We start from the raw sequence: 12,465 nt of genomic DNA on the forward strand, positions 1-12,465 counted from the left end.
CTCTCCCTATTACCTTTTGCCTAACAGAAATCCTATTACCAGGCCCACGACGGCGCCGGCGCCTATCCCCGCCCAAGGGTTATCCTTAAGGCAGGCACATGATTGCTCGAGCGCCGCTTTTACACCGCTGCGCACTTCGCAGGCGGGGGTTTTCACGTAGTCGCTCGGTTGCTCAACACCGTTTAGTTCGTCATTTTCATATGACATGTCAAATCCTTACAGACCAACCCTCTGAGAATCTCGTCACATGTTTCGCGCCAGGCGCCGTCCGCTCCGCGATCTTGCTCTGGGCAACCTGCCCGCGGCCGTTCAATGCAGAGGCGTACGCCGACAAACGCACAACTTCACACTATGACTATAGTAAAAAATCAGCGGTTTACCCATTTCCGTCCGTCTGAATTTTACCGTACAAAAAACGATCTGATTTCATCCTATCGTCATATCGGCAGACTAAACTTTAAACAAACCTCCGGGAGAAAACGCCCATGTTCAATGCACCGTTCGTCATGATTCTCGCACTGCTGTACGCGCTGGCCGCCGTTTGGGATGGTTCCGCCGCGTTACTGTTTCTCTAAGGTTACATAGCGGTTGTCACTTTTGCGATGCGCTTAATTGTGTCTTTATTTTTCAATTTCGCCAGCCGGTTGAAATAGCGGTAAATATCCTCATTTTCCTCGGTAAAAATCCTAACTCGCCCCGTATTCCGCCCGTTATTAAATAAAGCGTAAAAAAAGCATTAATGGAAAACCCTATTTAGCACAAAATGTTCTATCATTCGTCGTATAACAATTTGGGTTAAGGTCCCATCGGGAAAGAAAAGGAATAACAGGAAAATGCTTTCAAACCAACGCTTTGAGCGTGAATTCTTGCGCCCTCGTTATTGGTTGCTGTGGATAGGGTTGGGAATACTCCATCTCTTGGTGTTACTGCCCTACCCGCTCATATATCGGCTTGGACACGGCCTCGGCAGAATAGCCATGCGCCTGATGAAACGCCGGGTAAAAATAGCGCGCCGCAATATAGAACTCTGCTTCCCCACCATGCCCGCCGCCGAGCGCGAGGCGCTGATCGTCAAAAATTTTGAGTCCGTCGGCATGGGCCTGTTCGAAGTCGGCATGGCCTGGTTCTGGCCCGACTGGCGCATCGCCCGCTGGTTCAAGGTGAGCGGCATGGAAAACATGCGGCTGGCACGCCAGGACGGCAAAGGCGTTCTGCTGATCGGTCTGCATTTCCTGACGCTGGAACTGGGCGCACGCATTTTCGGCATGCAAAACCCCGGCATCGGCGTGCACCGCCCGCACAACAACAAGCTGATGGAATGGGTACAGACCCGCGGTCGGCTGCGCTCGAATAAATTCATGATCGATCGTAAAGATATCAAGGGCATGGTCCGCAACCTGAAACAGGGCGAAATCCTGTGGTACGCGCCGGATCACGATTACGGCCCGCAAAGCAGCGTGTTCGCGCCGTTCTTCGCCGTCGAAAACGCCGCCACGACCACCGGTACCTTTATCCTGGCGCGCATGGGGCGGCCGTCGATCGTGCCCTTCGTGCCGCGCCGCTTGCCGCATGCGCAGGGTTATGAGCTGATCGTACAGCCGCCGTTGACGGACTTCCCGTTGGATGATGAAACGCGCGCGGCGGCCATGATGAATCGCGTGGTGGAAGAACAGGTGCTGCTGGCGCCCGATCAGTACATGTGGCTGCACCGCCGGTTTAAAACCCGTCCCCCCGGCGAACCTTCGCTGTATTAACACCCTCGCGCCTTCGCCCGTCATTCCGGTGGCGAAGGCACGCTCGCCTCGCACAAGCATTCCGCGCCAAGGGAACTACACTAATAAGTCACCGACGGCAATCATTGCCGCCAGCAACCATTTCTTCCTGCCCGAGGGCCGGTCGTTGCCTGTCGGGCCACAACCGAGGTCAATGTCATGCTGGTACAACCCTATCTGTTTTTCAGCGGTAACTGTGAGCAAGCGATTAACTTCTACGTGCAGCAGTTGAATGCCAAAATTGAAATGGTTATGCGCTTCAAAGATATGCCCGAAGAAGCCCGCCAAGGCGGCCCGCAGGACGTTAACCCGGAGGCGATCATGCATGCACGTCTGCTGATTGGCGACGGCGTGCTGATGGCCTCCGACGGCTGTCCGCAGGATGAAAGCGGCGGCGCTTCTCACAAAGGTTTTTCACTGTCGCTTAACCCCAGCGATGCGGAACAGGGGCGCAAGCTGTTCGATAATCTGGCGCAGGGCGGCCTGGTGACGATGCCTTACCAAGCCACCTTTTGGGCCAAAGGTTTCGGCATGCTGACCGACAAATTCGGCGTCAACTGGATGATCAACGTCGAATAACTCGCCATGGCACCGCTAGCTATAGCGGTGCCAGTCATACGCCGCCTTGGCGAACAACACGAACAGCAGCGTCAGCAGCACCAACCCCAACCGCCAATAGGGCGACCGGCGCCGACGCCAGGCAAAGAACATCATCACCGCCAGCGCCCCCAGCGTAAGGGGGTAATACACCGCCAGCGTCAGTAAAGCGATAATGATGTAATCCGACATTGACTCTCCCACTCCGTCTTGTCCGCCCCGCCGCAGAGGCAGATTGCGCCCGCCTTTCTTCGTATCGCCTCGTTAAGGGCTAGAGGTCTGGCGCATTTATGCATAAAATATAGGATTGCTCTTAACTCAAATTGAATAGTAATCAAACAACAAGGGTGACATGACTCAGCAGCAACCCATACAGGATGCCGTGCCGCCGCGCAGCGTTAAAAGCTCCCCATTATTATTTCAGGCCGGCGTGTTTGTCATCATCGTTGCCGCCACGCTGATCCTCTTTAACAGCTGGCAAATCTGGAGCGCGCACCAGCGCGATCTGCGCAGCGCCGAGCATGAATCCGCCAACCTCGCCCGCTCGCTGGCGCAGCACGCCGACGATACCTTCATGCAGGTGGACGGCAATCTGCTCGATCTGACCGAACGTCTCCAGACCGACGGGCTGGGTCCATCGCAGCTGACGCGGCTGCAGCGGGTAATGCAAACGCAGGTCGGCTATCTGCCGCAGCTGCATGGGCTGTTCATCTACGATGCGCGCGGCCGCTGGCTGGCGACCTCCTCGGGCAAGTTCATCAAGAACGCCAACAACGCCGATCGCGATTACTTCAAATACCATCAAAACCGCGATGGCGGCGGTCTGTACATCGGCAAGGTGATCCGCAGCCGCACGACCGGCGATCTGATCATCCCCGTGTCGCGGCGCTTCAACAACCCGGACGGCAGCTTTGGCGGCGTGGTGCTGGCGACGCTGTACGTCGATTATTTCCGCCAGTTTTACGACAGCTTCGCCCTCAATACCGACGCCTCGTTGAACCTGCTGCTGGCAGACGGCACCATCCTCTACCGCCGCCCTTACTCAGCGGCCTCGATCGGGAAAAACATCGCCAAGGGCGTGCTGTTCAGCGAAATATTGCCGCATTCGGAATTCGGCAACGCCACCATCACCTCGCTGTACGACAAAGTGGAGCGTATCTACGGCTATTCGCGGGTCAACCGCTTTCCATTGGTGATCGCCGCCGGGCTGTCGAAGCGCGACGCGCTGGCAGACTGGCGCACCGACGCCGGCCTGTTCGCCGCCGGCGGCCTCTCGCTGCTGATGATCCTGCTGGCGATGGGCATGGTGCTGCTGCGGCAAATCAAGCACAGCATGCAAACCGAAGCCGAGCTGATGCGCACCCGCGATCAGCTGACCAGCATCAACCAGATGCTTGAAGAGCTGGCGCTGCTGGACGGCCTGACCGGGCTGGCCAACCGCCGCCAGTTTGATATCGCGCTGAAGAACGAGCTGGCGCGTGCCTCTCGCAACTACCGCAGCGTGGCGCTGCTGATGCTCGATATCGACTACTTCAAGCAGTACAACGACAGTTATGGTCACGTTGCCGGCGACCAGTGCCTGCAGCAGATCGGCCAGACGCTGAAAGGGCTGGCGTGCCGCAGCAACGATATCCTGGCGCGCTACGGCGGCGAAGAGATGGGGATTATCCTGCCGGATACCGACGTGCAGGGCGCGCTGATTTTCGCCGAACGCGTCATCCAGGCGGTACGCGATCTGAAGATCCCGCATCAGGGCAACCCGCACGGCATCGTCACCATCAGCATCGGCATCTGCGCCAAAGTGCCGCATATGTATAACGATACGCCGATCAGCTTTATCAATGAGGCGGACAGCGCGCTGTATCAAGCCAAGAAAAAAGGCAAAAACTGCATTTACAGCGCTTAATCAATAATCGGGTCACCAAAATTTGGCGGCCCGATTTATTCCCGACAAAATGAAATAATTCCCCTCCGAAACATTATTTCCCCGGTTTGCCCTGCTCTTTGAATGAAATAACGCCAATAAATAAGCAGCATATTTATTTCTATTACAATTCAATAAGATAAAAAATACGTCATTCAGCAGACAATTCGTGCCATTTTTGATTATTCGTGCCCACACCCCGCTTCGTTTAGCCCCCGTTTACTTTTCATTGGCGTTGCCGGTGATACCCTTATCAGGACTATTCTATATATCAGGAAGCCATCGCACGCTTCGGCGCACTGCGCCCTGCTGATACATCCATAATAGAACCCGCAAATTTCACGTTGCAATTGGGCGACCGGCGCAAAAATTTCTGGCGCCGCTCCAGCCAGCCACTGCGCAAGCCAGTGCAGCCAACCACGCGGCAACCTGAAAGACGGGAATAAAGCGATATAGATTTGCGAGGAGATCTCATGCCTACTGGCGATATTATGCGTGAACAGGCCGTCCTGACGCTGCCGTTGCGACAATGGGCGGCGCAAGAAGCATCCAGCGCGGTCAGCGAATTGGAACAGGGCAAGGTGCTGTTTCTGCCCGAGCTGGCGTTCACCCTGTCTGAGCAGGAATTGCCGCTGCTGGATCCGGCGTTGGTCGATCCGAAGCGCAAAAACATCAGCTATCAGCCGCTGTCCGGCAAGCTGACCGGCGTCGCCGTCGCGGAACGCCGGCAGCAGGTTCAGCAACTGCTGGAGCGCTATTACCAGTCGTGCCGCCAGCTGATCGCCGGGCTGTTGCCCGAGTACCAGGAAGCGCTGCACCACCCAACCGGCAGCCTGCGTTTGCATCCGGTTTCAGCCTGGCGTGCAAACAGCTCCTGGCGCAAAGACGATAGCCGACTGCACGTCGACGCCTTCCCGTCGCGCCCGAACTACGGCGAGCGCATTCTGCGCATTTTCACCAACATCAATCCGCACGGTGAGCACCGCCAATGGCGCGTCGGTGAACCGTTCCCTGAGCTGGCGGAACGCTTTATGCCGCGCCTCGCTCGCTACTCCGCCTTCAGCAGTTGGCTGCAGCACCAGGTGCGCATCACCAAAACCCGCCGCAGCCATTATGACCACCTGATGCTGCAGTTGCATGACGCCATGAAAGCCGACGGCGATTATCAGCAACAGGGGCCACAGCTGGCGCTGGCGTTCCCGCCGGGCAGCAGCTGGATTTGCTTCTCGGACCAAACGCCGCACGCCGCGATGGGCGGCCAGTTTATGCTGGAACAGACCTTCCTGCTGCCGGTGGACAAGATGCAAGATCCGCAGCGTTCACCGCTGAAAGTGCTGGAGCAGCTGCGTGGCCAGCCACTGATCTAAAGAGTTTGCCGCCGCCGGCGTTACCGGCGGCGGTAAACGCATATCACGCCTCGAAGTCCCCCTGTTGGCGCGCCACCAGCGTCAGAATGCTGTACAGCGCTACCGGCTGCTGCTCCTGATTCAACACCTGGACATCCCACACCACCACACCGTGCGGCCGATCTTCGGCGGTTTTCTGCGGCTTGCGGATCTTCTTCTTGCAGGTTAACCGCACCTGAATGGTGTCGCCGATCTTCACCGGTTCGATAAAGCGCAGATTCTCCATGCCGTAGTTGGCGATCACCGGCCCGACGGCAGCGTCGACAAACAGCCCGGCCGCGGCGGACACCACAAAGTAACCGTGCGCCACTCGCTCGCCGAACAGCGAATCGGCGGCGCCGATCTTGTCCATGTGCGCGTAAAAATGGTCGCCGCTCAGGCAGGCGAAGTTGACGATATCCGCTTCGGTCACGGTGCGGCGCGCGGTCAGCAGGCTGTCGCCCAGCTGCAGCTGCTCGAAGTATTTACGGAACGGATGTACCGGATGCTCGGCGACCGGTGCGCCGCGCACCCATTCGCCGCCGATGGCCGCCAGCATCGCCGGGCTGCCCTGGATCGCCGTGCGCTGCATATAGTGCTTCACCGCGCGCAATCCGCCCAACTCTTCGCCACCGCCGGCGCGCCCCGGGCCGCCGTGCACCAGCATTGGCAACGGCGAACCGTGGCCGGTGGACTCCGCCGCCGCCTGCTCATCCAAAATCAGCATGCGGCCGTGGGCGCAGGCCGCCGCGCGAATGAAGCGCTTGGCCAATGCCGGATCGGCAGTGACCAGCGATCCCGCCAGGCTGCCCTGCCCCAGCAACGCCAATGCGATCGCCTGCTCGGTATCCGCATACGGCATCAGCGTCGCCACCGGGCCAAAGGCCTCGGTGCCGTGCACCGCCTGATGGGTGAACGGATCGGCGCAATACAGCAGGGTCGGCGGATAAAACGCCCCGCCGCGCGCGCCGTCGCCCAGCACGTCCAGCTTATCCAGCGCCGCGCCACAGAGCGGCTCGCAGCCGTTGCGCAGCAGGAAATCTACCTTGCTTTGCACATCATCACGCTGCTCGTGGCTGACCAACGCCCCCATGCGCACCGGTTCCAGCTGCGGATCGCCCACCGTCACCCCCGCCAGGCGCTGCAACAAGGCCTGACGCACCGCCGCCACCTGCGCCGCCGGCACGATGATGCGGCGGATCGCGGTACATTTCTGCCCCGCCTTGGCGGTCATTTCACGGCACACTTCTTTGATGAACAGCGCAAACTCCGGCATCTCCGGCGTCACGTCCTCCGCCAACACGCAGCAGTTGAGCGAATCCGCCTCCATGGTGAACGCGATCGATTTTTCCAGCAGGCGCGGATGCGCACGCAGCCGCTGCCCGGTCTGAGCCGAACCGGTGAAAGTCACCGCATCCTGATAATCCAGGTGCGCAAACATGTCGCCGACGCCACCGCAAACCAACTGCAGCGCCCCTTCCGGCACCAGCCCACTGTCGACGATCAGCCTGACCATCGCCTGCGTCAGCTGCGCGGTGGCGGTGGCCGGCTTGATGATGGCCGGCATGCCCGCCAGCCAGGTCGGCGCCAGTTTTTCCAGCATGCCCCAGCACGGGAAGTTGAAGGCGTTGATGTGCAGCGCCACGCCCGGACGTGAGGTCAGTACGTGGCGGGCGGCAAACTGCGCCTGTTTCGACAGCGGGATCAGCTCATCCTCCGGCCACAGGGTATCATCAGGCAGATCGCGGCCGGCCATGCCGGCATAGGCGAACAGCGTGGCGATGCCACCCTCAATATCAACCCAGCCGTCGCTGCGCGTCGCCCCGGTTTGATAGGAAATCTGATACAGCGCCTCTTTATGCGCCAGCAGGTGTTTGGCCACCGCTTTCAGCATCTGGGCGCGCTGCTGGAATGTCATGTGCGCCAGCGCAGGGCCGCCGCGGCTGCGGGCATAGTTCAGGCTCTCCGCTAACGCCAAACCGTCGGAGCAGACCTGGTACAACGCTTCACCGGTCACGGCGTGGCGGATCTCGCGGCCCTCTCCCTGCCCATATACCCAGGCGCCAGAAAGATAACTGTGTAACTGCTGCATGTGCCCTCCAAAATTCATAAATTTTCACCATACAGCTTAATTACGTATCATATAAATGCCAGTCAGCGCCAAATCAAATTTTAACAAAAAGAGAACAAAAGACGCTTTCAAGCCGATTCCCCTGCCATTAATACGGAATGAGTGCTTTTATTTGTTAAATAAAATCAACTAAATAATTAAACTCCTTGTGAGTGAGCTCGCAAAACCACATGAATCTCGTTTGATCTTTTTGTTATCAGTTTGTAGCCTTATGGTTAGTTAAAGTGATTCACATTTTTGTGTTTAATGTGAAAAATACGAATCACCAAGAGGCAAGCATGACAACTGACGCACAATATCAGCAGCATTTCGACGACAAGATCGCGGCAGACATCGCCATTGAGGCCAAAGACTGGATGCCGGACGCCTACCGTCAGAACCTGATTCGGCAGATCGGCCAACACGCCCACTCGGAAGTCATCGGCATGCTGCCGGAAGCCAACTGGCTGACGCGCGCCCCCACGCTGCGGCGCAAGGCGGTGTTGCTGGCCAAGGTGCAGGACGAAGCCGGCCACGGTCTGTACCTCTACAGCGCCGCCGAGACCCTCGGCTGTTCGCGCCAGGACATCTACCAAAAGATGCTCGACGGCAAGATGAAGTACTCCTCCATCTTCAATTACCCCACGCTCAACTGGGCGGATATCGGCGTGATCGGCTGGCTGGTCGACGGCGCCGCCATCGTCAACCAGGTGGCGCTGTGCCGCGCCTCCTACGGCCCCTATGCGCGGGCGATGGTAAAAATCTGCAAAGAGGAAAGCTTCCACCAACGCCAGGGCTACGAGGCGGTGATGGCGATGGCCAACGGCAGCGACACGCAACGCGCCATGTTGCAGGACGCTATCGATCGCTTCTGGTGGCCGGTGCTGATGATGTTCGGCCCGAGCGACGCCGACTCCCCCCACAGCGCCCAGAGCATGGCATGGAAAATCAAACGCCACAGCAACGATGAGCTGCGGCAGAAATTCGTCGACAACACCGTGCCGCAGCTTGAGGCGCTGGGCATGACGGCGCCGGACCCGAGCCTTACCTGGGACGAGGCCGCCGGCCATTATCGCTTCGGCGAGATCGACTGGAGCGAACTGCATGAGGTGATCAAAGGGCGCGGTCAATGCAACCACGAACGCCTGCAGGCCAAACGCCGCGCCTGGGAGGACGGCGCCTGGGTACGCGACGGCGCCATGGCCCACGCCGCGAAAAACGCCGCCTCCGCCGCATAGCCAACATAAGGAAACGAGATCATGAGCCACGCTGAATGGCCGCTGTATGAAGTGTTTATCCGCAGCAAACAAGGGTTGGCGCATCGCCACGTCGGCAGCCTGCACGCCGCCGACGACCAAATGGCGCTGGAAAACGCCCGCGACGCCTACACGCGCCGCAACGAAGGCTGCTCGATCTGGGTGGTGCAATCGCGCCATCTGATCGCCTCGCAGCCGGAAGATCGCGGCGCGTTCTTCGATCCGTCCGAAGACAAGATCTATCGTCATCCGACGTTTTACACCATTCCCGACGGCATCAAGAACATGTAGAGGCGACCATGACGGTTAACGATCCGCGCATCAGCTATTTGCTCCGCCAGGGCGACACGCCTCTGATCCTCGCCCAGCGCCTGTGTGCCTGGTGCGGCCACGCGCCCGAGCTGGAAATCGATCTGGCGTTAGCCAACATCGGTCTCGATCTGCTCGGCCAGGCGCGCAACTTCCTGGGCTACGCCGCCGAACTGGCCGGGCCGCCCTGCAGCGAAGACAGCCTGGCCTTCGGGCGCGACGAGCGCCAGTTCCATAACCTGCTGCTGGCGGAACAGCCGAACGGCGGTTTCAACGACACGCTGGTGCGTCAGTTCCTGCTCGATGCCTACCACGTGCAGCTGCACCAGGCGCTGAGCCGCAGCTGCGATGCGCAGATCGCCGCCATCGCCGCCAAGTCGTTGAAGGAGGCCGATTACCACCTGCGCTTCAGCCACGGCTGGATGATCCGCCTGGGTGACGGCAATGACGTCAGCCACGGCAAGATCCAACAGTCGCTGGATAACCTGTGGCGCTTCACCGCCGAACTGTTCCACGCCGACGCGCTGGAGCTGGCGTTGGCGGAGCAAGGCATCGCCGTCGATCCGCGCGCGCTGCAGGCCCCCTGGTTGGCACAGGTGGAAGAGACGCTGCGGCAGGCGACGCTGGCGCTGCCCGCCGAGCAGGCGTTTCGTCACGGCGGCAAGCAAGGCCGGCACAGCGAACACCTCGGCCCGCTGCTGGCAGAGATGCAGTTCCTGCAGCGCGCCTATCCAAACGGTCAGTGGTAGGAGGCCGCGATGAACATCACTCGTTTGCAACCCGCCGAAATCCCGCAGATTTGGCACTGTCTGCAGCAGATCAGCGATCCCGAGCTACCGGTGCTGTCGATCACCGATTTGGGCATGGTGCGCGACGTGGTGCGCGACGGCGCCGGCTGGCGCGTGACCTTCACCCCAACCTATTCCGGCTGCCCGGCCACCGAATTTTTGCTCAACGCCATCGAGCAGCGGCTGGCGGCCGCCGGTTTCAGCCCGGTGCAGGTGGACATTCGCCTCAGCCCGGCCTGGACCACCGACTGGATGAACGCCGACGCTCGCGAGCGGCTGCGGCAATACGGCGTAGCGCCCCCGCAGGGCCACACCTGCGATCGGCCGCACGCCCACGGCCCGGTAGCCTGTCCGCGCTGCGGCAGTACCCACAGCGAGAAGATCAGCGAGTTCGGCTCCACCGCCTGTAAAGCGCTGTACCGCTGCTGCGACTGCCGGGAACCGTTCGATTATTTCAAATGCATATAGGAGCGCTGACACCATGACGGTCTTTCATCGCCTGAACGTCGCCGCCATCGAGCGCGAAACGCCGGACGCCGTAGCCATCACCCTGCGGGTACCCGAAGAGCTGCAAAACCAATACCGCTATACCCCCGGCCAGCACCTGACGCTCAAGGCGTTGGTCAACGGCGAAGAACTGCGGCGTTGCTACTCGATCTGCAGCTCGCCGCAGGAAGGCCTGCTGCAGATCGGCGTGAAGGCTCTCGATCAGGGGCGATTCTCCAGCTTCGTCAACCGCATGTTGAAGGTCGGCGACGCGCTGGAAGTGATGGTGCCGCAGGGGCGCTTCGGCTACCAGCCGCAGGCAGAGCGCCACGGCAACTACCTGGCGATCGCCGCCGGCTCCGGCATCACGCCGATGCTGTCGATCATCAAGGCGACGCTGCTGCTCGAACCGGGCAGCAGCTTCACCCTGATCTACGGCAACCGCAACAGCCGTTCGATGATGTTCAAAGAGGCGCTGTCGGATCTGAAAAACCGCTACCCGCAGCGTTTTCAGCAGCTGTACCTGTTCAGCCAGGAAAGTCTCGACAGCCCGCTGCTCAGCGGCCGCATCGACCGTGAACGCCTGACGGCGATCGGCGGTACGCTGCTGGATTTCCGCGACTATGACCACGCCTTTATTTGCGGGCCGGAATCGATGATGGACGACGCGCAAACCGTGCTGGAACAGGCCGGCGTCCCGGCCAACCACATCCACAGTGAACGCTTCAACACCAGCGGCCTGGTCGCCCGCCCGCGCCACAGCGGCGATCGCAACGCTACCCGGGTGGCCATTCTGCTCGACGGGCGCCGGTTGGATATCGAGGTCGGCGAACAGGACGACAGCATTCTCGACGCCGCGCTGCGCCAGGGCGCCGACCTGCCCTACGCCTGTAAAGGCGGCGTCTGCGCCACCTGCAAATGCCGTCTGAAGGCCGGCCAGGTGGAGATGGGCGTCAACTACAGCCTGGAGCCGGATCAGCTGGCGGCGGGCTACGTATTGAGCTGCCAGTCGTGGCCGAAAGGCGACGGCGTGGTATTGGACTTCGACGTCTAGGAGCCGCGATGGACACCCCGTTTATTTTGCATCAGCAGCAGCACCGCGTGGTCACGCTGACGCTGCACCGCCCGGAGGCGCGTAATGCCCTGAGCACGCCGTGCCTGGAACAGCTGGTTGCCCGCCTGGAGCAGGCCGACGCCGACAGCGGCGTAGGCGCCGTAGTGATCGCCGGCGCGGCGCGCTTCTTCGCCGCCGGCGCCGATCTGCGTGAACTGCAACAGCAGGATCTGCCGGCCGCGCTGGCGGATCGCCGTCCGCAGCTGTGGCAGCGTCTGGCCCAGTTCAGCAAGCCGCTGCTGGCGGCGGTGAACGGTTATGCCCTGGGCGCCGGCTGCGAGCTGGCGCTGGCCTGCGACATCGTCATCGGCGGCGAAAGTGCCCGCTTCGGCCTGCCGGAGATCACCTTCGGCCTGATGCCGGGCGCCGGGGGCACCCAGCGCCTGATCCGCTGCGTCGGCAAGGCGCGCGCCAGCCAGATGGTGCTGACCGGCGAGCCCATCGACGCCCGCACCGCGCTGCAGGCCGGCCTTATCAGCGAAGTGTGCGTCGATGCCCTGACGCTGGAACGCACGCAGCAGATTGCCGATCGCATCAGCCGTCAGGCGCCGCTGGCGCTGCGCGCCGCCAAACAGGCGCTGAAACAGGCCGAGGAGATCGGCCTTAGCCAGGGACTGGCGATGGAACGCCAGCAGTTCGTCACCCTGGCCGCTACCGACGATCGCCGCGAAGGCATCGCCGCCTTTTTCGAAAAACGTACGCCAAACTATCAGGGGCGCTGATT

At 60.5% G+C, this 12,465-nt stretch carries 13 protein-coding genes; 10 read left to right on the forward strand and 3 right to left on the reverse strand.

The features are described from left to right. Positions 1 to 9: 9 nt before the first annotated feature. Positions 10 to 207, reverse strand: coding sequence for a glycine zipper domain-containing protein (locus FUU19_RS24770; RefSeq protein WP_230490804.1), 198 nt, complete (start codon positions 205 to 207; stop codon positions 10 to 12). 626 nt (positions 208 to 833) lie between these two features. Here FUU19_RS24770 and FUU19_RS15425 point away from each other — a divergent pair. Then, a complete protein-coding gene (locus FUU19_RS15425) occupies positions 834 to 1,754 on the forward strand; it encodes a Kdo(2)-lipid IV(A) acyltransferase (RefSeq protein WP_230490803.1) in 921 nt (306 codons plus the stop codon). A gap of 177 nt (positions 1,755 to 1,931) precedes the next feature. Continuing rightward, complete coding sequence (locus FUU19_RS15430) at positions 1,932 to 2,351, forward strand: VOC family protein (protein WP_141968041.1); 420 nt, start codon at positions 1,932 to 1,934, stop codon at positions 2,349 to 2,351. 15 nt (positions 2,352 to 2,366) lie between these two features. Here FUU19_RS15430 and FUU19_RS15435 read toward each other — a convergent pair whose 3' ends face one another. Continuing rightward, positions 2,367 to 2,561, reverse strand: coding sequence for a hypothetical protein (locus FUU19_RS15435; RefSeq protein WP_060420604.1), 195 nt, complete (start codon positions 2,559 to 2,561; stop codon positions 2,367 to 2,369). Positions 2,562 to 2,721: 160 nt separating this feature from the next. Between FUU19_RS15435 and FUU19_RS15440 the strand changes: the two genes are divergently transcribed. Beyond that, positions 2,722 to 4,275: a sensor domain-containing diguanylate cyclase gene (locus FUU19_RS15440; RefSeq protein WP_230490802.1), complete on the forward strand. Its 1,554-nt coding sequence runs from the start codon at positions 2,722 to 2,724 to the stop codon at positions 4,273 to 4,275. 491 nt (positions 4,276 to 4,766) lie between these two features. After that, positions 4,767 to 5,660, forward strand: coding sequence for a Kdo hydroxylase KdoO (gene kdoO, locus FUU19_RS15445; protein WP_230507169.1), 894 nt, complete (start codon positions 4,767 to 4,769; stop codon positions 5,658 to 5,660). A gap of 43 nt (positions 5,661 to 5,703) precedes the next feature. On the opposite strand, the gene paaZ is transcribed toward kdoO, so the two are convergent. Then, complete coding sequence (gene paaZ, locus FUU19_RS15450) at positions 5,704 to 7,770, reverse strand: phenylacetic acid degradation bifunctional protein PaaZ (RefSeq protein ID WP_230490800.1); 2,067 nt, start codon at positions 7,768 to 7,770, stop codon at positions 5,704 to 5,706. 317 nt (positions 7,771 to 8,087) lie between these two features. Between paaZ and paaA the strand changes: the two genes are divergently transcribed. The 6 genes from paaA to paaF are packed head-to-tail and all read left to right on the forward strand — an operon-like array spanning position 8,088 to position 12,463. Continuing rightward, positions 8,088 to 9,026 carry a 1,2-phenylacetyl-CoA epoxidase subunit PaaA gene (paaA, locus tag FUU19_RS15455; RefSeq protein WP_033647856.1) on the forward strand — a complete coding sequence of 313 codons (939 nt, stop codon included), beginning with the start codon at positions 8,088 to 8,090 and terminating at the stop codon, positions 9,024 to 9,026. 21 nt (positions 9,027 to 9,047) lie between these two features. After that, positions 9,048 to 9,335 carry a 1,2-phenylacetyl-CoA epoxidase subunit PaaB gene (paaB, locus tag FUU19_RS15460; protein ID WP_141968030.1) on the forward strand — a complete coding sequence of 96 codons (288 nt, stop codon included), beginning with the start codon at positions 9,048 to 9,050 and terminating at the stop codon, positions 9,333 to 9,335. Positions 9,336 to 9,343: 8 nt separating this feature from the next. Beyond that, on the forward strand, positions 9,344 to 10,102 hold the full coding sequence (paaC, locus tag FUU19_RS15465) for a 1,2-phenylacetyl-CoA epoxidase subunit PaaC (RefSeq protein ID WP_230490799.1): 759 nt from the start codon (positions 9,344 to 9,346) through the stop codon (positions 10,100 to 10,102). 9 nt (positions 10,103 to 10,111) lie between these two features. Continuing rightward, complete coding sequence (gene paaD, locus FUU19_RS15470) at positions 10,112 to 10,609, forward strand: 1,2-phenylacetyl-CoA epoxidase subunit PaaD (RefSeq protein ID WP_141968026.1); 498 nt, start codon at positions 10,112 to 10,114, stop codon at positions 10,607 to 10,609. 13 nt (positions 10,610 to 10,622) lie between these two features. Then, positions 10,623 to 11,681, forward strand: a complete 1,059-nt coding sequence (gene paaE / locus FUU19_RS15475) for a 1,2-phenylacetyl-CoA epoxidase subunit PaaE (protein WP_197833575.1) — start codon at positions 10,623 to 10,625, stop codon at positions 11,679 to 11,681. Between the two features lie 8 nt (positions 11,682 to 11,689). Further along, positions 11,690 to 12,463 (forward strand): 2,3-dehydroadipyl-CoA hydratase PaaF, encoded by a 774-nt coding sequence (gene paaF, locus FUU19_RS15480; RefSeq protein ID WP_230490798.1) that lies wholly within the window; start codon positions 11,690 to 11,692, stop codon positions 12,461 to 12,463. Positions 12,464 to 12,465: the final 2 nt, after the last annotated feature.

This window comes from Serratia montpellierensis (assembly GCF_020858655.1).
In the GTDB taxonomy this organism is placed as follows: domain Bacteria; phylum Pseudomonadota; class Gammaproteobacteria; order Enterobacterales; family Enterobacteriaceae; genus Serratia; species Serratia montpellierensis.

What these genes read in the sequence shown, in the direction of transcription:
- FUU19_RS24770 (WP_230490804.1), bottom strand. Translation starts at nt 207, where the DNA reads ATGTCATATGAAAATGACGAACTAAACGGTGTTGAGCAACCGAGCGAC.
- FUU19_RS15425 (WP_230490803.1), top strand. Translation starts at nt 834, where the DNA reads ATGCTTTCAAACCAACGCTTTGAGCGTGAATTCTTGCGCCCTCGTTAT.
- FUU19_RS15430 (WP_141968041.1), top strand. Translation starts at nt 1,932, where the DNA reads ATGCTGGTACAACCCTATCTGTTTTTCAGCGGTAACTGTGAGCAAGCG.
- FUU19_RS15435 (WP_060420604.1), bottom strand. Translation starts at nt 2,561, where the DNA reads ATGTCGGATTACATCATTATCGCTTTACTGACGCTGGCGGTGTATTAC.
- FUU19_RS15440 (WP_230490802.1), top strand. Translation starts at nt 2,722, where the DNA reads ATGACTCAGCAGCAACCCATACAGGATGCCGTGCCGCCGCGCAGCGTT.
- kdoO (WP_230507169.1), top strand. Translation starts at nt 4,767, where the DNA reads ATGCCTACTGGCGATATTATGCGTGAACAGGCCGTCCTGACGCTGCCG.
- paaZ (WP_230490800.1), bottom strand. Translation starts at nt 7,770, where the DNA reads ATGCAGCAGTTACACAGTTATCTTTCTGGCGCCTGGGTATATGGGCAG.
- paaA (WP_033647856.1), top strand. Translation starts at nt 8,088, where the DNA reads ATGACAACTGACGCACAATATCAGCAGCATTTCGACGACAAGATCGCG.
- paaB (WP_141968030.1), top strand. Translation starts at nt 9,048, where the DNA reads ATGAGCCACGCTGAATGGCCGCTGTATGAAGTGTTTATCCGCAGCAAA.
- paaC (WP_230490799.1), top strand. Translation starts at nt 9,344, where the DNA reads ATGACGGTTAACGATCCGCGCATCAGCTATTTGCTCCGCCAGGGCGAC.
- paaD (WP_141968026.1), top strand. Translation starts at nt 10,112, where the DNA reads ATGAACATCACTCGTTTGCAACCCGCCGAAATCCCGCAGATTTGGCAC.
- paaE (WP_197833575.1), top strand. Translation starts at nt 10,623, where the DNA reads ATGACGGTCTTTCATCGCCTGAACGTCGCCGCCATCGAGCGCGAAACG.
- paaF (WP_230490798.1), top strand. Translation starts at nt 11,690, where the DNA reads ATGGACACCCCGTTTATTTTGCATCAGCAGCAGCACCGCGTGGTCACG.